Below are 21,140 nucleotides of genomic sequence, written 5' to 3'. Positions count from 1 at the left end.
ATTGGCGGGCATGATAGCCATCTCCGCGGCGCCTGTCAGCGACTGCGCACCTGGGCCTCCAGTAATAGACGGTTCGGAATCGAAACGATGTCGCCCTCCTCGGTCATGATGAGGGTCTTGGCGGTACCGATTTCCTCGATCTCGCCTTCGACGTCCGCCAGGGTCACCCACTGGCCGACTTCATAGAGTTCGCGCACGTAGATCCCGGCCAGGATCTGCGATACCAGCCCCCGGCTGCCCAGGCCGAGCGCCAGGGCGGCCGCCAGGGCAAAGGCGGTGAGCACGATGGCGATCACCAGGTTCAGCAGCTCGGTCTTGATCTCCAGCTGCCCGACCGCCACGGAGATGGCAATGATGATGACCAGGCCCTGGGCCAGGCGCCCCAGACCCGCTGCATAGTCCAGGCCGACGCCTTCGGCAGCGCCGTGCACCAGGCCGCTGACCAGTTGCGCCAGCAGGACGCCGACGATGAGCACCAGGGCCGCGCCGAAGATCTTGGGTACATAGAGCGCCATGACGTCCAGGGTGGAGGAAACGCGTTGCAGGCCCAGGGATTCGGCGGCCGAGACCAGGAACACCAGCAGCACGAACCAGTAGACGATCCGGCCGATCAGGGTGGTGACCGGCATGCGGATGCCGATCTTGGCCAGTTGCTTGGTGACGCCCGCGCCGGCGAGGACGCGGTCGAGGCCGAGCTTGGCGAGCACCTTGGAGAGGACGGTGTCGAGGATCTTGGCCACGGCGAAGCCGGCCAGGATCACCACCAGGGCACCGAAGACATTGGGGATGAAGCCCGCCACCTTGCTCCACAGGGTGGTCATGGCGGACAGCAGGCTCTGGGTCCAGATATCGAATTCCATCTACGTCGGGGTCTCCGGGGACGGTGCGGTACGAGTGCTGCGCCGTGACCGCGGCTTTATATGAGGGGCGCCATTGCCCAGCGCCAGCAACAGGGCCGACATCCAGTGGCGCCCGACCAGATCGAACAGCGCACCGGCGCCGACCTGGCGGTTGGCGGTCTTGAGCACACGGTGCAGGCGCGCCTGGTCATCGCCCTCCTCGTCCTGGGCGTGAGCCGGGCTATTGAGGAGCGCCTTGAGGGACGCTTCGAAAGGATCGTGCATGAGCACCTCGCTGGTCGTTTTCACTTGACGCAGCGAGGTGGAGACGGGTCACAGCCAGCGCAGTCGACGGAACAGCCAGACCTGGAATACCGCCACGGCGCCGATCAGCACGCAGGCCGCCAGGAAGCCGAACGGCGAGGAGGAGCCGGGCAACCCGCCCATGTTCATGCCGAGCAGGCCGGTGATGAAACTGATGGGCAGGAAGAAACCGGTGATGATCGCCAGCAGATAGAGGGTGCGATTGGTCCGCTCGGTGGTGGCGCGCTGCTCGGCCTCCTGCAGCAGCGCGATACGTTCGCGCATCAGCTCCAGCTCTTCCAGGTTGCGCACCAGGCTGTTGTGCAGTTCGCTCCAGTAGCCCTGGCTCTGCGCCTCGACGAACCAGGCCGGCTTGCCGCGCGCCAGATCCGCATAGATGTCCCGCTGGGGAGCGAGGTACCGGCGCACCCCGGTCGAGCGCCGCCGGAGGGTAAGGACCTGGCCATGATCGGGCAGGCTGTTCTCGTCCTGGTCGAGGTGCTCTTCCAGGCCATCGAGCTGATCGGACAGGCCGCGCACCAGATCGTCGACCCGGCTGGTCATGTAGCTGGCAAGGTAGAGCACTAGGTCCTCGGCGCTCTGGGCACCGATGCCGGCCTCCAGGTCTTCCTGCACCTCGGCGGCGGCCTTCATGGGTCTCATGCGCAGCGAGATGACGCGGCGCTTGTCGACGAAGACCCGCAGCGAGACCATGTCCTCGGGTACGGCCCCGGGATTGAGATTCACCCCGCGCAGGAACAGCAAGAGGCTGTCGTTGGGCTGGGCGACCAGGCGCGGACGGGTCGCCTCCTCCAGCAGCAGGTCGCAGGCGAATTCGCTGAGCCCGCTGGACTGCCTTAGCCAGGCCTGGGCTTCGGGGACACTGCGATCCCAGTGCAACCACAGGACTTCGGTGGGCCCTGGCTCCACCTCCGCCAGTTCGCGACGGCTGAGACGTCGTCCACCCCCGCGGCCGTCGAGGAGATAGCCATAGATGAGGCCCTGTTCCACATCGCTGTCGTACTGCTGCATCTACCTTCTCGTACGGGGATCGCGACCCCTCGGTCAGCGGTCCGGCGCGTGACTGCCTGGCGGGCAGGCGGCACGCACCGATAATGAATGGCTGGGACCTGGGCGAGACCCGTCCGTGACGGGCCCCGCCTCAAGGATCAGGCGTTGCCTTCGGCCAGGAAGAACCAGGTGTCGAGCACGGAATCGGGGTTGAGCGAGACGCTCTCGATGCCCTGCTCCATCAGCCACTTGGCCAGGTCGGGGTGATCCGAGGGACCCTGACCACAGATGCCGATGTACTTGCCCGCCCGGTTACAGGCGGCGATGGCATTGGCCAGCAGCTTCTTGACCGCCGGATTCCGTTCGTCGAACAGGTGGGCGATGATGCCGGAATCGCGATCCAGGCCCAGGGTGAGCTGGGTAAGGTCGTTGGAGCCGATGGAGAAGCCGTCGAAGTGCTCGAGGAACTCGTCGGCCAGCAAGGCGTTGGAAGGCAGCTCGCACATCATGATGACGCGCAGGTCGTTCTCGCCCCGCTTGAGGCCGTTCTCGCCGAGCAGCTCGACCACCCGCGCCGCCTCGTCCAGGGTGCGCACGAAGGGCACCATGAGCTCGACGTTGGTCAGCCCCATTTCCTCGCGCACCTTCTTCATGGCGCGGCATTCCAGCTCGAAGCAGTCGCGGAAGTTCTCGCTGATGTAGCGCGAGGCGCCGCGGAAGCCCAGCATGGGGTTCTCTTCCTCGGGTTCGTAGAGCTTGCCGCCGATGAGGTTGGCGTATTCGTTGGACTTGAAGTCCGACAGGCGCACGATGACCTTCTTCGGCCAGAAGGCGGCGGCCAGGGTCGAGACCCCTTCCACCAGCTTCTCGACATAGAAGCCTACCGGGTCGGGATAGCCGGCGATGCGCTTGTCGACGCTTTCCTTCACGTCGAAGGGCAGGCTGTCGTAGTTGAGCAATGCCTTGGGGTGCACGCCGATCATGCGGTTGATGATGAATTCGAGGCGCGCCAGGCCGACGCCGGCATTGGGCAGCTGGGCGAAGTCGAAGGCGCGATCGGGGTTGCCGACGTTCATCATGATCTTGAACGGCAGCTCGGGCATGGCATCCACCGAACTCTGGCGGATGTCGAAGTCCAGCTCGCCCTCGTAGATCAGGCCGGTGTCGCCCTCGGCGCAGGACACGGTGACGGTCTGGCCGTCCTTGAGCAGGCTGGTGGCGTTGCCGCAGCCGACCACCGCCGGGATGCCCAGCTCGCGAGCGATGATGGCGGCGTGGCAGGTGCGACCGCCGCGGTTGGTGACGATGGCGCTGGCGCGCTTCATCACCGGCTCCCAGTCGGGATCGGTCATGTCCGAGACCAGGACATCACCGGGCTGGACCCGGTCCATCTCGCTGACGTCGCGGATGATCTTGACCTTGCCCGCGCCGATGCGCTGGCCGATGGAACGCCCTTCCACCAGCACCTGGCCTTTTTCCTTGAGCAGGTAGCGCTCCATGACGGTGGCGCTGGCACGGCTCTTCACCGTCTCGGGGCGGGCCTGGACGATGTAGAGCTTGCCGTCGTCACCGTCCTTGGCCCACTCGATGTCCATCGGACGACCGTAGTGGCGCTCGATGATCAGGGCCTGCTTGGCCAGCTCGCTGACCTCGGCGTCGGTGATGGAGAAGCGCGCGCGATCGGCGGGCTCGACATCGACGGTGCGCACCGAGCGACCGGCCTTGGCTTCCTCGCCGTAGACCATCTTGATGGCCTTGCTGCCCAGGTTGCGCCTGAGGATGGCCGGGCGACCGGCTTCCAGGGTGGGCTTGTGCACATAGAACTCGTCCGGGTTGACCGCGCCCTGCACCACGGTCTCGCCCAGGCCGTAGGCGGCGGTGACGAAGACCGCGTCGCGGAAGCCGGACTCGGTATCCAGGGTGAAGAGCACGCCGGCGGCGCCGGTCTCGGAGCGGACCATGCGCTGCACACCGGCGGACAGGGCGACCAGCTTGTGATCGAAGCCCTGGTGCACGCGGTAGGCGATGGCGCGGTCGTTGAAGAGGGAGGCGAAGACTTCCTTGGCGGCGCGGATGACGTTGTCGACGCCACGGATGTTGAGGAAGGTCTCCTGCTGGCCGGCGAAGGAGGCATCCGGCAGGTCTTCGGCGGTGGCCGAGGAGCGCACGGCGACGGCCAGGTTGGGATTGCCTTCGGAAATCCGCGCGAAGGCGGTGCGGATCTCGGCGTCCAGGCGCTCCGGGAAGGGCGCGTCCATGACCCACTGGCGAATCTGGGCACCGGTCTTGGCCAGGGCGACGACGTCATCGACGTCCAGCGCATCGAGGGCGGCGTGGATACGCCCGTTCAGCCCACTCTGCTCGAGGAAGTCGCGATAGGCCTGGGCCGTGGTGGCGAAGCCGCCCGGCACGGAGACGCCCGCGCCGGCCAGGTTGGCGATCATCTCGCCGAGGGATGCGTTCTTGCCGCCCACACGCTCGACGTCGTGCACGCCGAGCTGTTCCAGTGAAATTACATACTCGTCCAAGGTCTTCTCTCCATCTTGTGTCTTTGTGGGAAAGCAGTACGCCTCGGCGCTCGTCCCATGGACAGTGGACGGCGGTAGGTTACAGTGCAGCCATCCCTGCCCCGTACGCCACCTGGACGTCCATGCCATGCAACGAACCGCCTTTTTCATCTCCGACGGTACCGGCATCACGGCCGAGACCCTCGGGCAGAGCCTCCTGGCCCAGTTCGGGGACATCACCTTCAGGAAGATCACCCGCCCCTACGTAGATACGCTGGACAAGGCCAGGGCGATGGTACAGCAGATCAACACCGCCGCCGTCCAGGACGGCGCGCGACCCATCATCTTCGATACCATCGTCAACCGTGACATCCGGGCCATCCTGGACCAGTCGAACGGGTTCATGATCGACATCTTCTCCACCTTTTTATCCCCGCTGGAACGGGAACTTTCCGCCGAATCTTCGTATTCGGTAGGGAAGTCACATTCGATCATGCACAACAGTCACTACATGGAGCGGATCGAAGCCGTCAACTTTGCGCTCGAAAACGACGACGGTGCCCGTACCACCCACTATGCCCAGGCCGACCTGATCCTGGTCGGCGTCTCGCGCTGCGGCAAGACGCCCACCTGCCTCTATATGGCGTTGCAGTACGGCATCCGCGCCGCCAACTATCCGCTGACCGAAGAGGACATGGAGCGCCTGCAGCTGCCCGCCTCACTCAAGCCCCATAGAGACAAGCTGTTCGGGCTGACCATCGACGCGGAGCGCCTGGCGGCGATCCGTCACGAGCGTCGGCCGAACAGCCGTTATGCGAGTTTCGCCCAGTGCGAATTCGAATTGCGCGAGGTGGAGGGTCTGTTCCGCCGCGACAACATCTCCTTCATCAACACCACGCATTTTTCCGTGGAGGAAATCTCGGCGAAGATTCTGGTGGAGAAAGGCGTGGAAAGACGGTTTAAATAGCTCACCCCCTCCTCCCTCGCGCCTGCGCGGCGTATCAGGCGACCGCCATGAACCTTGTCGATGCCCTGCTGTTCTTTCCGGTCGCCCTGCTCATCGCCCTGACCCCCGGCCCCAACAACTTCTGTTCATTGAGCAACGGCATCCGCCACGGCGCCGTCACGGCCGGACTGGCGGCCCTGGGGCGGGACCTGGCCTTCGTGATCTTCCTGGTGATTTCGGCGGTGGGCCTCGGCGCCATGCTGCTGGCGTCGGAACGCGCCTTCACCGTGATCAAGTGGATAGGCGCGCTCTACCTGCTGTACCTGGGCGTGAAGAGCTGGCGCAGTCGGGCGTTCGAAGGGCTGGACCTGAACGAGACGGGCATCGCGCAGCCACGCCAGCTGCACCGGCTGATGCTGCAGGAATTCCTCATCGGCATCAGCAATCCCAAGGCGATCCTGCTGTTCGCCGCGATCTTTCCCCAGTTCATCGATCCCACCCAGCCGACGACCCAGCAATTCGTCTACCTGGGCGGCACCCATCTGTTCGCGGAATTGGTCGCGGCCTTCGTCTATGGGCTGTTCGGCCGACAGATCCGCCGCTTCATCCGCGGGCCGCGCGGCGTGCGCCGGCTCAACCAGGCCACCGGCGCCTTCTTCGCCGGCGCCGGCGGCCTGTTGCTGACCGCCCACCGCTGATTCAGGACGACACCAGACCGGACTGGGCGGCGCCCAGCTTGGCCAGGGCCGCTTCGATCGCCGACCAGGGCTGTTCCCTGGGCGCTGGCGGCGTATCCACCCCGGCCTGGCGAGCGGTTCGCACCAGCGTGCTGAATTCGGCCGTCAGTGCCGCGGCCTGGGCCGTGTCGGCAGCTCCGGAAAAGGCCACGGGCGACAGCCAGAGGCGTTCCGGCAGGCGCTCGCCGACTTGACGAGCGAATTGCAGCCGCCGCTGCTGACCGATTTGCCCAGCTTCGGTGTCTTCCACCAGACCCAGCGACAGCGTCTTGTAGGCCGGCAGCCGATCGAGCAGACCCTGCTGGGCCTGGACCGACCGCGGCCAGTCGACATGTAGCCCCTCCACCGGCAAACCGGCAGCCAGCCCCAGGTTGTCGAGCAATTCACCCTGACGCACGCCCAGCAGCTTCTTCAGCGGCTCGCGTTGCAGCAGGTTGTAGGCCCTTTCGAAGGCGGTACGCCAGGCCAGCGGCAGTTCCAGCGTCAGCAGTGGCTCGTCGAGCTGGATCCACTCCACGCCCTGGGCGGCCAGGCGCGCGAAGATCTCGCCATAGACCGGCAGCAACGCTTCCAGCAGTTCGAGGCGGTCGAAGGCCGGATCGAGTGAGCGACCGAGCCATAGATAGCTCAGGGGTCCGAGGATCACCGGCTTGACCACCAGACCGAGCGCCTGGGCCTCGGCGACCTCCTCGAACAGCTGCTCCCAGCCGATGGCAAAGGACTGGTCCGCGGTGAATACCGGGACCTGACAGGGGCCGGCGAATACCTGAGCGTCTGCCGCCTCGGTCCGAGCGGCGGCGCCGACCAGATACGAATGCGCCAGAACCCGATCGCCCCAGCCGAAGTCGCCTACCGCGAGCCACTCACAACCCGCGGCCTGCTGGGCGCGCCACGCCTGCTGACGCTGCTGGCGTCCCTGGGCGATCAGGGCGGCCCGGTCGCAAGCGTCGAGAGACGCTATTGTCGCCAGGGACGCGTCACCCTGTTGCTCGCGCCATGCGGAACCCTGGGAATGAATCTTGACCATTGCACACCTCCACCTGACAGGGTGGAGATTGTCGTCGCGCACAGCGCATGAAACAAACTCAGGTTTCTTGTGATGAACTCAAGTTACTTTCATACACCTCGATCAGGGTTTGAAGCGCGCCATGCTGTAGGCGTCGACGAAGACTCCATCGCGCAGGGCATAGCGCCGCAGCAGCCCTTCTTCTTCGAAACCCAGCTTGCGATAAAGCGCTAGGGCTGGCTCGTTGTCGCTGAAGACGGTCAGCTCGACCCGCTGCAGGTTCATCCAGTTGTCGGCGAGGTCGAGCAGCGCCGTCAGCAGCTGGGTACCTATGCCCTGCCCCTGGCAATCCCGGGCGACGCCCATGCCGAGGGCACCGCAGTGCTGGCGGCGAATGCGCTGGTGCTGTTCGAGACTGGCGCTGCCCACCACCCGCCCCTGCTGCAGGGCGACCAGCCCTATCCGACCTTCGCGTTCGCCGTTAAGACGTTGCCGCCATTGCTCGGCGGTCTGGTAGGGCAACTGCAGCACCTGACGGGCCACGACCGGATCGCCATAGAGGGCAGCGAGGCCCTCGGCATGGCGGTCGGCGTAGCGTTCCAGGTGGACGAGCGGGCTGGACATGGGCGGCACTCCTTCGCGGAAGTCCCCAGCTTCGCCCAGGTCCGCGGGCGCGGACAAGGGCGCAGCGAGTCTCGCCTAGGTCGGCAGCACGATCAGAGGGTCCACTTCAGACTGAGCATGACGTTGCGGGGGTCGCCGTAGGTGCCCATGCCAGTCCCGTTAGAAAGACCTTGCCAGTATCTTTCATCAAAGACGTTATTGAAATTGACGCGGCCATCCCAATGGTCATTGAAGCGATATCCCGCCATCAGACCAACTACCGAGTAGCTATCCTGTGTAGCCTCCCCATTACCTACGCGCTTGAAGGTATCACTCTGTGCCAGCAAATCAGCGCCGACGCGCCATTTGCTCAAGTTTCCAGTCAGTTGGTAGCTGGTGGCGGCCTTGAACAGGTGCTTGGGTTGTTCAGGTGCGAAGCGGCGGTCTTCGTAGGTGACGTCCTTCGTAAATTCGCTCAGTACCAAAGTATAGGCTGCGGACGCTTGCCAATTAGGTGCAAGCTGGCCAGATATTTCCGCGTCAATGCCACGACTGCGGACTTCGCCAGCGGAGTCATAACAGGTACGACTCTGCATTTGACACTCTTGCGGTTGAGGCGTCAGCTCATAGGCTCGGCCTTCCTGGATAGTTTCGAACAGTGCGACGGAGGCGTTCAATGCACCATCGAGATAAGCACCCTTTACGCCTACTTCGTAGCTTTTGCCCTTCGTAGGCGCCAGCACAGAGCCTCCACTACCCTGTTCGCTCTGCGGCTTGAAGATCCCGGTATAGCTAGCATAGACCGAATAGGTGTCGTTCAGGTCGTAGATAATGCCGGCATAGGGGGTGGCTTCGCGTGTCGCTTTGTAGTCGGTATCAGTCTTGTAATTGCTACCTGCGATATACCCCGAGTAATCAAACCAGCTTATCCGGCCGCCAATGATGACGTGCAGTGGATCGATTGGATTAAAACGCGCCGCGGCGTATACAGCCTCCTCTGTAGTGGTGTTCTTGCTGGCATAAGGTGAAAGGCTGCTTTTGTCCGGTTTCACTACGCTGCCAGGCCGAAAGCTGTAGATGTCGACCGGGGTAACATCGGAGTACCCGCCACGTTGATAAAACTTGTCTTCGCGCCGACTGAGACCAGCCATTGCCTCATGCTCACGCCCCAGCAAGGTAATGGGGCCAGTTAACGAGAAGTCTACGTTGGTTTGATCAACATCGGTCACATAAGCGCCTGAAGCGGTTCCTAGATCAATGACAGCCGTATAGGGATAGGCCGTCACATAGTTAGAAAAGGTATCAGATTCAGCCCACGACTTTTGGGCCGCCAGCTTGGCCTTCCAACCATTGTCGAAGGTATGGGTGATGTCGGAGAACAGGGTGTAGTTGTCCTGATCCCAGTATGACCAGTCGCCGCTCAGGAAGGTGGAGCGCGACAGGTGCAGGTCTTCGCCGTTGGGGCCACTGGGCAGGCTGCCCCAGTCGGAGGTCTTGTCCTCGCGCTGCTTGGACGCACCGATGGTCCAGGTGGTGGAATCGCTGAGATCGGCTTCGAATACCCCGTAGAAGGTCTGCCGCTTGCGCTCGCGTACGTCCTGGAAGCTGTTGCCATCTTCGTAGGCGGCGACCGCGCGGCCACGCAGGGTACCAGCCTCATTCAGCTTATTGGAGGCGTCGACCTCGGTGCGGTAGCGGTCCCAGCTGCCGGCGCTGGTGGTGACGCTGACCTGGGGGAAGGCGGTCGGCCGCTTGCGCACCAGGTTCAGGGTGGCCGAAGGATCGCCGGCGCCGGTCATCAGGCCGGTGGCGCCACGCACCACCTCGACGCGGTCGTAGATGGACAGGTCGGCCGAGGACAGGGTGTCGAGGGTGAAGGTCCCGGCGGTGGTGGGCAGGCCGTCGTACATGACGTTGTCGATACGGAAGCCACGCGAGAGAAATTCCTGACGATCGCCGCCAAACTTGTTCAGCGTCACCCCTGGGGCATAGCGCACCACGTCGTTGAGGTCGGTCATGCCCTGGTCTTCCATGCGCTGCCGGGTGATGACGCTCACCGACTGGGGCGTCTCGCGGATCGACAGGGGCAGGCCGGTGGAGGTGCTCATCGCCCCGGTGGTGTAGGAGCGCGTGCCTTCGGTGGTGGCGCGACCGGCCAGGGAGCCATCGTCGGCGGTGATGGTGGTGGCGTCCAGGGCCACGCTGCCGCTACTCGCCTGGGTCGCCACCGGGGCGATGGTGGCGACCGCGCCGGTGATCGACGCCGCCAGTCCACTGCCGGCCAGCAGGCGCTGCAGGGCGACCTCCGGCTCCAGGCGACCCGCCAGCGCCGGGGCGCGCTTGCCCACCAGGGTCGCCGGATCGTAGTTGACCTGCAGGCCGCTGGCCTGGGCGAAGCTCTGCAGGGCGGTGGCCAGCGGCTGGGCCGGCTGCGCCAGCGACACGGGCGCGGCCTGGGCCAGGGCCGCCACGCCCAGGGAAACGGAAAGCGCGAGAAGGCGAAGGGAGAAGCTCTGCATGTCGTTGGTCGTCCTCTAGGGAGACACCGACCCGTCCGTACCCCACGTAAGGACTCTCTGGAGTGTCTCCAGGGACCGATGCCCGATGCCGTCTTGCGCGGCGGGACGCAGGCTATGCAACTCAGATGCGCCTGTAAATGCAAATTAATATCATAAGTGACATCAGGTAATGCTTCTGCCCTGCTCAACCGCTCAAGGACGAGGATTTCCAGCCATAGGCCTTCCATCGCCGCTCAGGCGATATTTTCAAGCAAATGTTTCGAAGACCAGCGGATGGTCAAGGTGCGAAGAGACCGCCAAGGTATCGCTCGACGTCTGCCGGCGAGCGGAATGGACAGACGAATGAGCCTGGCGTCCAGGAAAGGCGCTGCGCGAGGGTCTTACTCGACATCCTGCCGACGCTACCGTTTCTAGCCGGCGATCAGGCCAGGCGCCGCGAGCCGCCGGCGCCTTCGTCGTGGAAGCGCTGGGCGATGGCCAGGATCTGCGGCTCGATGGTCAGGAAGGCATCCAGCACCAGGGGATCGAAGGTGCTGCCGCGCATGTCGCGCATCAGTCCCAGCGAATGCTCGTGGCTGAAGGGCTCCTTGTAGCAGCGGCGGCTGATCAGGGCATCGTAGATGTCGGCCACCGCCATGATCCGCCCCGCCAGGGGGATGTCGGTACCGGCCAGGCCATTCGGATAGCCCGTGCCGTCCCACTTCTCGTGGTGGGTGCTGGCGATGTCGGCGGCCAGGGCCAGGAAGTTGTCCTCTTCCAGATGGCTGGCGGTGCTGAGGATGATCTGGCGGCCGAATTCGGCATGGCGCTGCATTACCGCCATCTCATCCGGCGTGAGGCGTCCCGGCTTGAGCAGGATGGCGTCCGGTACCCCGACCTTGCCGATGTCGTGCAGCGGCGCGGACAGGAACAGCAACTGGATGAAATCCGGGGTGAGCAGCTCCGGCGCCTGACCGCTGCGGCGCAGCTGTTCGGCGATGGCGCGGACATAGTATTGGGTGCGCTTGATATGGGCACCGGTCTCCGGGTCGCGCGTTTCGGCGACCGCAGCCATGGACTCGATGGTGACCTGTCGCGAGCGCTCCAGTTGGCGGCGCCAGCGCTGCTCGTGGCGCCGCGCGACGACGCTCCGGGTTACCAGCGCGAGGCCCGAAAGCAGTACCACCAGCGTCAGCGGCGCGGCCAGCGGCAGGAAGAGGTTGGCGCGCACGAACAGCCAGGCGGCGAGCAATTGCGGCAGCACGATCAGGCTGCCCGCCAACAGCGCGAAACGCCGCTGACTGCGGTTGAAGAAGAAGCCCGCGGACAACAGCAGCCCCCCGACCAGGCACAGCAGTGCCTGCAGCGGGCCGGCGAATGCAGGGATCCGCACCAGGGTACCGTCGAGCAGGTCTTGCGCCAGCGCCGCCTGCAGCCGCACTCCGGCAAAGGTCTGGCCCAGGGCGGTGGCGTGCAGGTCGTTGAAACCCGCGGCGGACACCCCGACGAAGACCACCTTGCCCCTCAGCGCCGCGGGAGCCACCGTGCCGCTCAGCACCGCCAGCGCCGAGACCTCGGGATAGCGTTCGGCCCTGGCATGGAGGCGTAACAGCGCCTGGCCCTGGTGGTCGAGCGGCAGGCGGCGATCGCCGAGCCGCAGGGTCGGACCGACGAAGCCCGTTTCCACCTCGGCCTGGGTGAGTCCGAGGGCGCGCAGGGTGGCCGCCAGCGCCAGACTCGGGTGCAGGATACCGCGGTGCTGCAGCAGCAGCGGGACCCGCCGTACCACGCCATCGCTGTCGCGCTGGCTGTTGATGAAGCCACTGAAACGCGTCTGGCTGGCGATCGGCGCGACGCTGTCCAGGGCCCCGCTGGCCTCGGGCGGGCTGAGCGCGTCCAGCGCGCCGGTGAAACCTATCCCGGGCCGCAGGCCGCCGCCGACCACGGGTTGCTGGTCGAGGAAGAAGAAGCGGGCCCCGACGGCGCCCACCTGGCCCATGACGTAGCCGAGGTAGCCGTCGTTGTCCTGCAAGTCCTCGGGAACGCCGGACACCTGCAGCTCCACGCCGAAGTCGTGCTTGAAACTCTGCTGCAAGGCCTTCAGCGAGGTGCGGTCGGCTTCGCTGAACAGCACATCGACGGCGATGGCGGCCGGCTCGGCCTCGGCGATGCGCGCGAGCAACTGGGCCACCCGATACCGTGGCCAGGGCCACTGGCCGAGGGCGGCCAGGCTGGCTTCGTCGATGCTGACCACCTCGACGCCGCTGGCCTCCTCGTCCGTCGCCGCCAGGCGGCTGAGCTGATCGTAGGCCAGGCGGTCGAGCGCCTGCAGGGGCGCCCACTGCTGCCAGGCGCCGAGGCCGAAGATCAGGGCAAGCCCCAGGCTCACCAGGAACATCCAGGACGCTCGGCGGCGCAGCACGCAGGCAATGGGCTTCATGCACCGAGCTCTAGAGGATCAGGATTTCAGCGCGGCGATTGCGCGGCTCGGACTTTCCGGGACGGGACGGCAGCAGCGGCACCGTGTCGCCGAAGAACTCGACGTTGATGACCAGCTTGGGGTCGAGTCGCTGCAGCAGACCGGCGACCTTGCGGGCCCGCTGGGCCGAGAGGTCGAGGTTGTAGGAGGGGGTACCGGAGGCATCGGCGTGGCCGAATACCGAAATCTCGGTCGGCATGCGCTGGCGCGCCGTCTCCAGCACCTGCGGCAGGAGCGCCTTCGACTGCGGGGTCAACTCCATGCTGTCGGAGAGGAAATTGAGGATGAAGGTCCTGGGTGGCGACGGCTGGGCCGCGAGCACCTGGCGATGCTGCTGCGCGAAGGCCGGCTGATCCACCGGCTGCGCCGGCGTCGGCGCCTGGCCGGGTTGCGCCACGGTGACCTCGGCGAACCCCTGGTCGATGGCCTGCCGCCCGGCGGAGCTGGCGACCGAGACGGCACCGACATGGCCATCTTCGTCGGGCAGCAACACCACCCGGGTCTGGGGCGGGCTGGCACAGCCACCGAGCAGCACCAGGCTGGCCAGCAGCACGGCCAGTGCCCGGGGAGCGGAGCGGAACGCAGCCAGAGGCCTCATTGGGCCTGTACCAGGAAGCGGGTGCCGCGCACCCCGATGGTGGCGGAGGGGGTTTCGATCTTCACCGAGTCCGGCGAGACCTTGCCGATCTTGCCAGAAGCATAGATCGCCGAGCCCTTGCTCAGGAATAACGAAAAACCGTACTGACTGCGCTTGGGCTCGAACAGATAGTCGCGCACCTGCACATCGGCGCCACTGCCCAGGGTGAGCAGGGTGCCGTCGAGAAAGACGATGGCCGCGGTGGAATCCGGCCCTGCCTGCAGGCGATCGGCCACCTGCAGGGTGGTGCCGGCCTGGGCGACGAAGGTGTCCGCCTGGCGCACCACCCGTACCTGACCCGCGACACTCTTGACCAGGGCCACATGACTCTCTTCGGCGGCGACCAGGGGCGAGCCCAGCCACTGCAGTCCAACCAACGCCAAGGCGAACAGCGCTTTCTTCATAACTTCCTGGTCCTGAATGGACATGCCTGGAGCGGTCGCTGGGCAGGGTGGGAGAGCGGTCTTCGGCTGGCGCACGTGCTAGCTGCAGCCTTCTACATCGCAGTTGTCATATCAGATTCGTGAACCCAGGCACCTTCTACCAGATAAACGAGCCGAGCGGCACGCCTAGATGTATGAGTGGCGTTTTGCCATCAGCCCACAGCGAACACCCAAGCGAGACGAACGGTCGTGGCCGCGGTCTAGAGAAGATCTTTCCAAGGCCCTCCTCCATGCAGATCACCCTGGTTCGTCACGGCAAACCCGACCTTTCCAGCAAGGCCCGTTGCACTCCGCGGGAAATGCAGGACTGGGTGGCCCGCTATCAGAAAGCCCCGGTGCCAGGCGATCGGGTGCCCGCAGCGACGCGCCGACTGGCGCAGGAGGCAGGGACCGTGGTGAGCAGTCCGATCAGCCGCTGCGTGCGGTCGCTGGAATATCTCGTCGGTCATGCGGACAGCCCGACCGACCAGGTCTATGCCGAGGCGCACCTGCCCTACCTGGAGCTGGACGCCCCACGGCTACCGGTCAAGGCCTGGCGCCTGCTGTTCCGCTCGGCCTGGTTCCTCGGTTTCGCGGCCCACACCGAGTCCATCGGTTCCTCCTCGGTGCGCGCCAGCCAGGCGGCCGAGCAGCTCATCGCGCTGGCCGAGCGGCATGGCTCGGTGCTCCTGATGGGTCACGGCATCATGAACGTACTGATCGCCTGGCAGCTGCGCAAACGCGGCTGGCGCGGACCTTTGCACCTGTTGCTCAAGGACTACTGGAAGCCCAGCTGCTATCGCAAGGACGGCTGAACCGCTCAGCGGTCCAGCTCGGCGCGGGCCTCGTCCAGTTCGCGGCGTGCCTCGGCCAGCTTTTCGCTGCGCGTACGGATCTTGGCGGCATCGCCCTTGGCCTGGGCCTCCTGCAGATCCCGCTCCCGCTCGGCCACCTCGCGGGTCCTGGCCTGGATGGCGTCCAGCCGCTGCCGACGCAGCCCGTCATCGGTACAGTGGGCCTGCACCTCGGCCAGCGCGCGGCGTAGCCCCGCCAGGCGTCCCGCATTAACCTGCGCCTGGGCCTGGGTGATCTGTTCTTCGAGCGCCAGGCGCTTCGCCGCGCAGCCCTGGGCCGCGGCGGCGCCTGCCAGCCCGGGCACGGACAGCAGGGATCCCAGCAAGGTACCGACCAGCCAGACCTTCATCGTCGCGCTCCCAGTGTTCTCATATTCCCGATTGGGACCTGTCGGTGCCGGGATCGTCCCGTCGCGCCGGATACCCTCCTCAGGCATCCAGCGAAGGACCGACCAGCGCGGCGAGCTGGTCGTAGACGCCCGGCGCCGCCACCAGCAGCGGGTTGCCATTGACCAGGCCATCGTTGCGCAGGAAGGCATTGTGGCGGCCACCGGCTTCCCGGATCAGTACCAGGCCGGCCAGGCAGTCCCAGCCGTGGATCAGGGTTTCGTAGTAGCCGATCAGGCGGCCGGCGGCCACGTAGGCGGTCATCAGCGCCCCCGAGCCGTTGCGGAAGAACTGCCCGCCCTCGGCCAGCAAGCCGGTCACGAACGGCAGGAAGTGTTCCTTGCCACGGCGGTGGGTGGTGCCCAGGCCGGTCAGCCCCTGACGCACCTCGGTGGCCGGATGGACGCGCAATGGCTGGTCATTGACGAAGGCGCCATGGCCACGCAGGCCGTGGAAGAGTTCGTCGTGGTTCGGGTCCATGATGGCGCCGAGCAGCGGCTCGCCGTCGTGCAGCAGGCCGATGGACACGCACCAGTTGTGCAGGCCGTTGAGAAAGGGCGCGGTGCCGTCGATGGGGTCTATGACCCAGAGGTAGGCGGCGGACAGGTCGGTGGCGCCGCCCTCCTCGCCCAGCAAGCCGTCGCTGGGAAAGCGTTCGCCGAGGCGCTGGCGAATGAGGTCTTCCAGCGTCTTGTCGGCGATGCTGACCACGTCCTGCAAGTCATCGCCCTTGTGGTCGACCTGCAGTGCGCCGCGCTGGCGGTAGAAGGCGAGCCCCTGCTGCGCCGCTTCGCGGGCGATCTCCTGGACGGCGAGGTAGCGTTCGGCGATGGCGGGATCGAGGGCGCTCATGGGTGTTCCTGAGGTTGCTGACGTAAGGGCGCCAGGGTGCCAGCTCGGCCGCGGAAAAAGAATACCTGGTAGCCCTCCCGGCCTGCCTCGGGGCAGGGCACCCCAGCGGCGCAGCAGGCACCGAGGAGGACTCCAGGGGCCCGACCGCAGGTCGGCGGGGCAGGCAGCCTTCACTGGGCTGTCATCTCCTTGCTGCAGCCTGTCGGCCAAGGGTAGTCGATACGGTTAATTGCCCCGGCGGACCGCACCAAATCCGCTGGCAGCCGGTCAGAACAATCGAGTGCTCGTTGTACCGGGAGGACGCCATGACCGCACACACTTCGCCATTCTCCGGCAATGACCAGCTGCAACAGCTGCGTCGCCTGATCCCCAAACGGCATTTCGAAGGCCTGGAGCGCCACCTGGAACTCCTGTCGACGGAATTCCCGCTGTTCGACCATCCTCCCCTGGTCATCGACTGCCCGGTGGCCGAAAGCCTGGAGAACCTCGGCATCCGTGCCTTCCAGTGGCAGAGCCTCTGCGCCATGCCGCAGCGCATGGCGCTGGGCAGCGCCTTGATGGGCGAGGGATTCGTCGCCCAGTCCAGTACGCCCGAGTACACCCTCTACCTGAATGCCCGCCAGGAGAAGGTACTGCTGCGCCAGGAGACGGCGGCCGGTCAGACCCTGGTGAGCCTGGTGTCGGACTGTCCTGCCCTGTTCGGCTACCTGGCCGCCAAGCACGGCGTCGCCGCGCCGGTGGCCTGATCTCCTGCCTGATGGAACAGGATCGCCAGCGTTGTGACTCGCTGGCGATAAGCAAGGCGAACGAGATCACAGTTGCACATTAATGACTGGCGACTGGGGAACCGGACAGGCCCGGCAGTGGTAGATTCGCCCTTCGGATCTACCAGGAGACCCAAGGAATGGGAATTCGTATTCTGGCCAGTGTCATCGCGCTTTTCGCCGCCTTCCAGGCCGAAGCCGCCGCCCTCCCCGCCGTACCCCCGCTCGAGCTCGCGGACCTCAGGTTGCGAGTACCGGCGCCAGCCGCCAAGGCTGCCGCCGCCACGACAGACCTCCGCAATCAGGACGACCGCCAACGGGTCAACCGCAGCCGCTGGCTGAACGCGCATCAGGCCCTGGCCCCCGAGCAACGTTGGGTGTTTTGAGGCCTCACCGGGATGCCGACGGATGGCGGGTATCCGTCTGCCTTTTTGACATCATAGATGGAATGAATCGCCTTTTTACGGGTCCGTCTGGTTCTACGGGCAGGTCATTCGTCTGCCCTTTCCAAGAGCACGCGGAGCTGCCATGAAACGCCTGACCTTTCTCCTGTTTGCCGCGCTATCAGCGTGCAGCTCGGCACCGCCCTCGCCGCCGGCCGATCCAACCCAATTCGGTGGCCATACCCAGGAGCAGCTCAAGCAGAGCTTCGGCTCCCCGCAACGGGTCGACCAGCTCGGCCAACTGGTGGTCTACGAGTACCGCAATCTCCGTGCACCGGGCAGCGCCACGCCGGTCTACTCCTTTCTGATCGAGAACGAACGGGTGATCGAATCCACTCCGGGAACCTTGCGCCTGTACCGCGAAGACGGCATCACCAAGGTCAAGGCGGAAAGCCTCTGAGCAGCCCCTCGCGGTAGGTCCAGGCCGAAATCCGACCTGGACCGAGGTGCAAAAAAGTATTGATTTTGGTGTCTTCCAGCATTTGTTTCCGAACCGGCAACGGGCTGTAATCCATCCGTGGCTTCCGCTACAAAGGGCCGTCATAGCCGGCTGTGTGGTGGGTTACAACAACAAGAAAAAGCGTCTGTTGCCGTGGCACAGGACGCGGAGTGCAAGATGAAAACAACACCAAAAGCGCTTTTATTGTCCGCTGTCACCCTCTCCGCCGGCATGGCGTTCGCGCTGGCCGTCCAGGCGGCCGAAACCGTCACCATCGCCACCGTCAACAACAGCGACATGATCCGCATGCAGCGGCTGTCCAAGGCCTTCGAAGACCAGCATCCCGACATCAAGCTCAACTGGGTGGTGCTCGAGGAGAACGTGCTGCGTCAGCGCCTGACCACTGACATCGCCACCCAGGGTGGCCAGTTCGACGTCCTGACCATCGGCATGTACGAGACCGGCCTCTGGGGCGCCCAGAACTGGCTGGAGCCGATGAAGGACCTGCCCGCCAACTACGATCTGGAAGACCTCTTCCCGTCGGTACGCGAGGGCCTGTCGGTCAAGGGCACCCTCTACGCCCTGCCGTTCTATGCCGAAAGCTCCATCACCTATTACCGCAAGGATCTGTTCCAGCAGGCCGGCCTGACCATGCCCGCCCAGCCGACCTGGACGCAGATCGCCGAATTCGCCGGCAAGCTGAACCAGCCCGACAAGGACCAGTACGGTCTCTGCCTGAGGGGCAAGGCTGGCTGGGGCGAGAACATGGCCCTGGTCACCACCATGGCCAACGCCTTCGGCGCGCGCTGGTTCGACGAGAAGTGGCAGCCGGAATTCACCGGTCCGGAATGGACCGCGGCGGCCAACTACTATGTCGACAACCTGAAGAAGTACGGCCCGCCCGGCGCCTCCAGCAACGGCTTCAACGAGAACCTGGCGCTATTCAACAGCGGCAAGTGCGCCATCTGGGTCGATGCCAGCGTCGCCGGCTCTTTCACCATGGACAAGAGCCAGAGCAAGGTGGCCGACAGCGTCGGCTTCGCCGGCTCGCCCCATGAGGTCACCGACAAGGGCTCGTCCTGGCTGTACGCCTGGTCGCTGGGCATCCCGGCCACCTCCAAGCACAAGGACGCGGCCAAGACCTTCGTGACCTGGGCCACCTCCAAGGACTACGCCAAGCTGGTCGCGGACAAGGACGGCATCGCCAACGTGCCGCCGGGTACCCGCAAGTCCACCTACAGCCAGGCCTACATGGACGCGGCGCCCTTCGCCAAGGTCTCCCTGGAGATGCTGCAGCACGCCGACCCGGCCCATCCCTCGGCCAAGCCGGTGCCCTACGTCGGCATCCAGTACGTGACCATTCCCGAGTTCCAGGCCATCGGCACCTCGGTCGGCAAGCTGTTCGCCGCCGCCCTCACCGGGCAGATGCCGGTCCAGCAGGCCCTGCAGGCGGCGCAGCAGTCCACCGCCCGGGAAATGAAGCGCGCCGGTTATCCCAAGTAGCGCCAGGTAGCGGGGTCCGCGCCACGCGGATCCCGCCCTCGCGGTTTCCTGCCTGACCCGTCGCTGGCGTCGCGAGACGCCAGTGCCTCGTCACGGCCTCCTGCCTTGCGGAGCATCGCCATGCAGACTTCCACGCTCAAGACGCCCGCCGTCGATACCCCCGCCGCCGCTCCTGCCCGTCGCCCCCGTCGGCGCGCCGGTCCCGGCTGGTTCCTGATCAGTCCGTCGGTGGCCCTGCTGCTGGTATGGATGCTGGTGCCCCTGGGCATGACCATCTGGTTCTCGCTGATCCGCTACAACCTGCTGTACCCAGGCGAGCACGCCTTCGTCGGCCTGGAGAACTTCGAGTACTTCATCACCGATGCCGGCTTCTGGCCCGGCATGACCAACACCCTGCTGCTGGTGGGCAGCGTGCTGCTGATCAGCGTGGTCTTCGGCGTGCTGATCTCGGCGCTGCTGGAGGCCAGCGAATTCTTCGGTCGCGGTATCGTGCGGGTGCTGCTGATCTCGCCGTTCTTCATCATGCCCACGGTCAGCGCCCTGATCTGGAAAAACCTGATCTTCCATCCGGTCTCCGGCATCCTCGCCGCGGTCTGGAAGCTGTTCGGCGCCACCCCGGTGGACTGGCTGGCCACCCATCCACTGCTGTCGATCATCCTGATCGTCTCCTGGCAGTGGCTGCCCTTCGCCATCCTCATCCTGATGACCGCCATGCAGTCGCTCGACCAGGAGCAGAAGGAAGCCGCCCGCCTCGATGGCGCCGGCCCGGTGGCCATCTTCTGGCACCTGACCCTGCCGCACCTTGCCCGGCCGATCGCCGTGGTGGTGATGATCGAGACCATCTTCCTGCTCTCGGTGTTCGCCGAGATCTATACCACCACCAGCGGCGGCCCGGGCTTCGCCTCCACCAACCTGGCCTACCTGATCTACAACCAGGCGCTGCTGCAATTCGACGTGGGCCTGGCCTCCGCTGGCGGCCTGATCGCCGTGCTCATCGCCAACATCGCCGCCATCATCCTGGTGCGGATGCTCGGCAAGAACCTGACCCAACAGTGAGGACCCCGACATGCTGACGCTCAAGCAATCCCGGCGCCTGCAGAGCCTGCTGCTGGGCCTGCTCGCCTGGCTGGTGGCGCTGCTGCTGTTCTTCCCGATCTTCTGGATGGTGCTGACCAGCTTCAAGACTGAGATCGACGCCTTCGCTACCCCGCCGCAGTTCTTCTTCCTGCCCACGCTGGAGAACTACCTGACCATCCAGGCGCGCAGCGACTACTTCCACTTCGCCCTGAACTCGGTGGTGATCTCCTTCGGCGCCACCTTGCTCAGCCTGTTGCTGGCCCTGCCGGCGGCCTACTCCATGGCCTTCCACGAGACCCGCAACACCCAGCGTCTGCTGCTATGGATGCTCTCCACCAAGATGCTCCCGGCGGTCGGGGTGCTGGTGCCCATCTACCTGCTGGCCAAGCAGTTCGAGCTGCTCGACAGCCGGCTGCTGCTGATCGCCGTCTACACCCTGATCAACCTGCCGATCGTGGTCTGGATGGTCTACACCTACTTCAAGGACATCCCCAAGGACATCCTCGAGGCGGCGCGCCTGGATGGCGCCACCACCTACCAGGAAATCGTCCGGGTGCTGCTGCCGATCAGCAAGGGCGGCATCGCCTCGACCATGCTGCTGTCGCTGATCCTGTGCTGGAACGAGGCCTTCTGGTCACTCAACCTGACCTCCTCCAACGCTGCCCCCCTGACCGCGCTGATCGCCTCCTACTCCAGCCCCCAGGGCCTGTTCTGGGCCAAGCTGTCGGCGGTGTCGACCCTGGCCTGCGCCCCCATCCTGATCTTTGGCTGGATCAGCCAGAAACAACTCGTCCGCGGCCTGTCGTTCGGCGCGGTGAAATAAGAACAAGAGG

The 21,140-nt window shown here is 65.3% G+C and carries 21 protein-coding genes; 9 read left to right on the top strand and 12 right to left on the bottom strand.

The window, feature by feature from the left end; translation table 11 throughout:
• Nucleotides 1–35: 35 nt before the first annotated feature.
• The 4 genes from FSV73_RS05455 to ppsA all read right to left on the bottom strand — a co-directional run bounded on the left by FSV73_RS05455 (nucleotide 36) and on the right by ppsA (nucleotide 4,681).
• The gene (locus tag FSV73_RS05455; RefSeq protein ID WP_145005050.1) at nucleotides 36–860 is read right to left on the bottom strand and encodes a mechanosensitive ion channel family protein; all 825 of its coding nucleotides are present in this window, start codon (nucleotides 858–860) and stop codon (nucleotides 36–38) included.
• Nucleotides 861–1,124: a CrfX protein gene (locus FSV73_RS05450; RefSeq protein ID WP_145005047.1), complete on the bottom strand. Its 264-nt coding sequence runs from the start codon at nucleotides 1,122–1,124 to the stop codon at nucleotides 861–863.
• A 48-nt stretch (nucleotides 1,125–1,172) separates the two neighbouring features.
• Entirely contained in the window at nucleotides 1,173–2,174 is a 1,002-nt protein-coding gene (locus FSV73_RS05445) for a zinc transporter ZntB (RefSeq protein WP_145005045.1), read from the bottom strand.
• Between the two features lie 137 nt (nucleotides 2,175–2,311).
• Complete coding sequence (gene ppsA / locus FSV73_RS05440; RefSeq protein WP_145005042.1) at nucleotides 2,312–4,681, bottom strand: phosphoenolpyruvate synthase; 2,370 nt, start codon at nucleotides 4,679–4,681, stop codon at nucleotides 2,312–2,314.
• 127 nt (nucleotides 4,682–4,808) lie between these two features.
• Here ppsA and ppsR point away from each other — a divergent pair, with 127 nt between their 5' ends.
• Complete coding sequence (gene ppsR / locus FSV73_RS05435) at nucleotides 4,809–5,627, top strand: posphoenolpyruvate synthetase regulatory kinase/phosphorylase PpsR (RefSeq protein ID WP_145005039.1); 819 nt, start codon at nucleotides 4,809–4,811, stop codon at nucleotides 5,625–5,627.
• 47 nt (nucleotides 5,628–5,674) lie between these two features.
• Nucleotides 5,675–6,304, top strand: a complete 630-nt coding sequence (locus FSV73_RS05430; protein WP_145005036.1) for a LysE family translocator — start codon at nucleotides 5,675–5,677, stop codon at nucleotides 6,302–6,304.
• A gap of 1 nt (nucleotide 6,305) precedes the next feature.
• Here the strand turns inward: FSV73_RS05430 and FSV73_RS05425 are convergent, their stop codons facing one another.
• The 6 genes from FSV73_RS05425 to FSV73_RS05400 form a co-directional block, all read right to left on the bottom strand.
• Nucleotides 6,306–7,370 (bottom strand): 5-methyltetrahydropteroyltriglutamate--homocysteine methyltransferase, encoded by a 1,065-nt coding sequence (locus FSV73_RS05425; RefSeq protein ID WP_145005033.1) that lies wholly within the window; start codon nucleotides 7,368–7,370, stop codon nucleotides 6,306–6,308.
• Nucleotides 7,371–7,472: 102 nt separating this feature from the next.
• On the bottom strand, nucleotides 7,473–7,973 hold the full coding sequence (locus FSV73_RS05420) for a GNAT family N-acetyltransferase (RefSeq protein WP_145005030.1): 501 nt from the start codon (nucleotides 7,971–7,973) through the stop codon (nucleotides 7,473–7,475).
• 92 nt (nucleotides 7,974–8,065) lie between these two features.
• The gene (locus FSV73_RS05415) at nucleotides 8,066–10,471 is read right to left on the bottom strand and encodes a TonB-dependent siderophore receptor (RefSeq protein ID WP_145005027.1); all 2,406 of its coding nucleotides are present in this window, start codon (nucleotides 10,469–10,471) and stop codon (nucleotides 8,066–8,068) included.
• Between the two features lie 421 nt (nucleotides 10,472–10,892).
• The gene (locus FSV73_RS05410) at nucleotides 10,893–12,890 is read right to left on the bottom strand and encodes a CHASE2 domain-containing protein (RefSeq protein ID WP_145005024.1); all 1,998 of its coding nucleotides are present in this window, start codon (nucleotides 12,888–12,890) and stop codon (nucleotides 10,893–10,895) included.
• Between the two features lie 10 nt (nucleotides 12,891–12,900).
• Nucleotides 12,901–13,527 carry an OmpA family protein gene (locus FSV73_RS05405; protein WP_145005021.1) on the bottom strand — a complete coding sequence of 209 codons (627 nt, stop codon included), beginning with the start codon at nucleotides 13,525–13,527 and terminating at the stop codon, nucleotides 12,901–12,903.
• On the bottom strand, nucleotides 13,524–13,970 hold the full coding sequence (locus FSV73_RS05400; RefSeq protein ID WP_145005018.1) for a FecR family protein: 447 nt from the start codon (nucleotides 13,968–13,970) through the stop codon (nucleotides 13,524–13,526). The genes FSV73_RS05405 and FSV73_RS05400 overlap by 4 nt, the downstream gene beginning before the upstream one ends.
• A 269-nt stretch (nucleotides 13,971–14,239) precedes the next feature.
• Here FSV73_RS05400 and FSV73_RS05395 point away from each other — a divergent pair, with 269 nt between their 5' ends.
• Entirely contained in the window at nucleotides 14,240–14,803 is a 564-nt protein-coding gene (locus FSV73_RS05395; protein ID WP_145005015.1) for a fructose-2,6-bisphosphatase, read from the top strand.
• 5 nt (nucleotides 14,804–14,808) lie between these two features.
• Here the strand turns inward: FSV73_RS05395 and FSV73_RS05390 are convergent, their stop codons facing one another.
• On the bottom strand, nucleotides 14,809–15,192 hold the full coding sequence (locus tag FSV73_RS05390; RefSeq protein ID WP_145005012.1) for a DUF1090 domain-containing protein: 384 nt from the start codon (nucleotides 15,190–15,192) through the stop codon (nucleotides 14,809–14,811).
• Nucleotides 15,193–15,271: 79 nt separating this feature from the next.
• Entirely contained in the window at nucleotides 15,272–16,081 is an 810-nt protein-coding gene (locus FSV73_RS05385; RefSeq protein WP_145005009.1) for an inositol monophosphatase family protein, read from the bottom strand.
• A gap of 305 nt (nucleotides 16,082–16,386) precedes the next feature.
• Between FSV73_RS05385 and FSV73_RS05380 the strand changes: the two genes are divergently transcribed.
• The 6 genes from FSV73_RS05380 to FSV73_RS05355 all read left to right on the top strand — a co-directional run bounded on the left by FSV73_RS05380 (nucleotide 16,387) and on the right by FSV73_RS05355 (nucleotide 21,130).
• Nucleotides 16,387–16,827 (top strand): hypothetical protein, encoded by a 441-nt coding sequence (locus tag FSV73_RS05380; protein ID WP_145005006.1) that lies wholly within the window; start codon nucleotides 16,387–16,389, stop codon nucleotides 16,825–16,827.
• A gap of 158 nt (nucleotides 16,828–16,985) precedes the next feature.
• Entirely contained in the window at nucleotides 16,986–17,231 is a 246-nt protein-coding gene (locus FSV73_RS05375) for a hypothetical protein (RefSeq protein ID WP_145005003.1), read from the top strand.
• 142 nt (nucleotides 17,232–17,373) lie between these two features.
• Nucleotides 17,374–17,688: a hypothetical protein gene (locus FSV73_RS05370; RefSeq protein WP_145005000.1), complete on the top strand. Its 315-nt coding sequence runs from the start codon at nucleotides 17,374–17,376 to the stop codon at nucleotides 17,686–17,688.
• 270 nt (nucleotides 17,689–17,958) lie between these two features.
• A complete protein-coding gene (locus FSV73_RS05365; RefSeq protein ID WP_437179268.1) occupies nucleotides 17,959–19,230 on the top strand; it encodes an ABC transporter substrate-binding protein in 1,272 nt (423 codons plus the stop codon).
• Between the two features lie 120 nt (nucleotides 19,231–19,350).
• A complete protein-coding gene (locus FSV73_RS05360; protein ID WP_145004994.1) occupies nucleotides 19,351–20,286 on the top strand; it encodes a carbohydrate ABC transporter permease in 936 nt (311 codons plus the stop codon).
• A gap of 10 nt (nucleotides 20,287–20,296) precedes the next feature.
• Nucleotides 20,297–21,130: a carbohydrate ABC transporter permease gene (locus FSV73_RS05355; RefSeq protein WP_145004991.1), complete on the top strand. Its 834-nt coding sequence runs from the start codon at nucleotides 20,297–20,299 to the stop codon at nucleotides 21,128–21,130.
• Nucleotides 21,131–21,140: the final 10 nt, after the last annotated feature.

This window comes from Pseudomonas oryzihabitans (assembly GCF_007665395.1).
Lineage (GTDB): Bacteria > Pseudomonadota > Gammaproteobacteria > Pseudomonadales > Pseudomonadaceae > Chryseomonas > Chryseomonas psychrotolerans_C.
Note: the sequence above shows the minus strand (reverse complement) of the source record. Positions and strands in the feature narration are given on the sequence as shown.

Bases quoted from the DNA above. Each gene is read 5' to 3' on its own strand.
- FSV73_RS05455 (WP_145005050.1), bottom strand. From the start codon at position 860: ATGGAATTCGATATCTGGACCCAGAGCCTGCTGTCCGCCATGACCACC.
- FSV73_RS05450 (WP_145005047.1), bottom strand. From the start codon at position 1,124: ATGCACGATCCTTTCGAAGCGTCCCTCAAGGCGCTCCTCAATAGCCCG.
- FSV73_RS05445 (WP_145005045.1), bottom strand. From the start codon at position 2,174: ATGCAGCAGTACGACAGCGATGTGGAACAGGGCCTCATCTATGGCTAT.
- ppsR (WP_145005039.1), top strand. From the start codon at position 4,809: ATGCAACGAACCGCCTTTTTCATCTCCGACGGTACCGGCATCACGGCC.
- FSV73_RS05430 (WP_145005036.1), top strand. From the start codon at position 5,675: ATGAACCTTGTCGATGCCCTGCTGTTCTTTCCGGTCGCCCTGCTCATC.
- FSV73_RS05425 (WP_145005033.1), bottom strand. From the start codon at position 7,370: ATGGTCAAGATTCATTCCCAGGGTTCCGCATGGCGCGAGCAACAGGGT.
- FSV73_RS05420 (WP_145005030.1), bottom strand. From the start codon at position 7,973: ATGTCCAGCCCGCTCGTCCACCTGGAACGCTACGCCGACCGCCATGCC.
- FSV73_RS05415 (WP_145005027.1), bottom strand. From the start codon at position 10,471: ATGCAGAGCTTCTCCCTTCGCCTTCTCGCGCTTTCCGTTTCCCTGGGC.
- FSV73_RS05410 (WP_145005024.1), bottom strand. From the start codon at position 12,890: ATGAAGCCCATTGCCTGCGTGCTGCGCCGCCGAGCGTCCTGGATGTTC.
- FSV73_RS05405 (WP_145005021.1), bottom strand. From the start codon at position 13,527: ATGAGGCCTCTGGCTGCGTTCCGCTCCGCTCCCCGGGCACTGGCCGTG.
- FSV73_RS05400 (WP_145005018.1), bottom strand. From the start codon at position 13,970: ATGAAGAAAGCGCTGTTCGCCTTGGCGTTGGTTGGACTGCAGTGGCTG.
- FSV73_RS05395 (WP_145005015.1), top strand. From the start codon at position 14,240: ATGCAGATCACCCTGGTTCGTCACGGCAAACCCGACCTTTCCAGCAAG.
- FSV73_RS05390 (WP_145005012.1), bottom strand. From the start codon at position 15,192: ATGAAGGTCTGGCTGGTCGGTACCTTGCTGGGATCCCTGCTGTCCGTG.
- FSV73_RS05385 (WP_145005009.1), bottom strand. From the start codon at position 16,081: ATGAGCGCCCTCGATCCCGCCATCGCCGAACGCTACCTCGCCGTCCAG.
- FSV73_RS05380 (WP_145005006.1), top strand. From the start codon at position 16,387: ATGACCGCACACACTTCGCCATTCTCCGGCAATGACCAGCTGCAACAG.
- FSV73_RS05375 (WP_145005003.1), top strand. From the start codon at position 16,986: ATGGGAATTCGTATTCTGGCCAGTGTCATCGCGCTTTTCGCCGCCTTC.
- FSV73_RS05370 (WP_145005000.1), top strand. From the start codon at position 17,374: ATGAAACGCCTGACCTTTCTCCTGTTTGCCGCGCTATCAGCGTGCAGC.
- FSV73_RS05365 (WP_437179268.1), top strand. From the start codon at position 17,959: ATGGCGTTCGCGCTGGCCGTCCAGGCGGCCGAAACCGTCACCATCGCC.
- FSV73_RS05360 (WP_145004994.1), top strand. From the start codon at position 19,351: ATGCAGACTTCCACGCTCAAGACGCCCGCCGTCGATACCCCCGCCGCC.
- FSV73_RS05355 (WP_145004991.1), top strand. From the start codon at position 20,297: ATGCTGACGCTCAAGCAATCCCGGCGCCTGCAGAGCCTGCTGCTGGGC.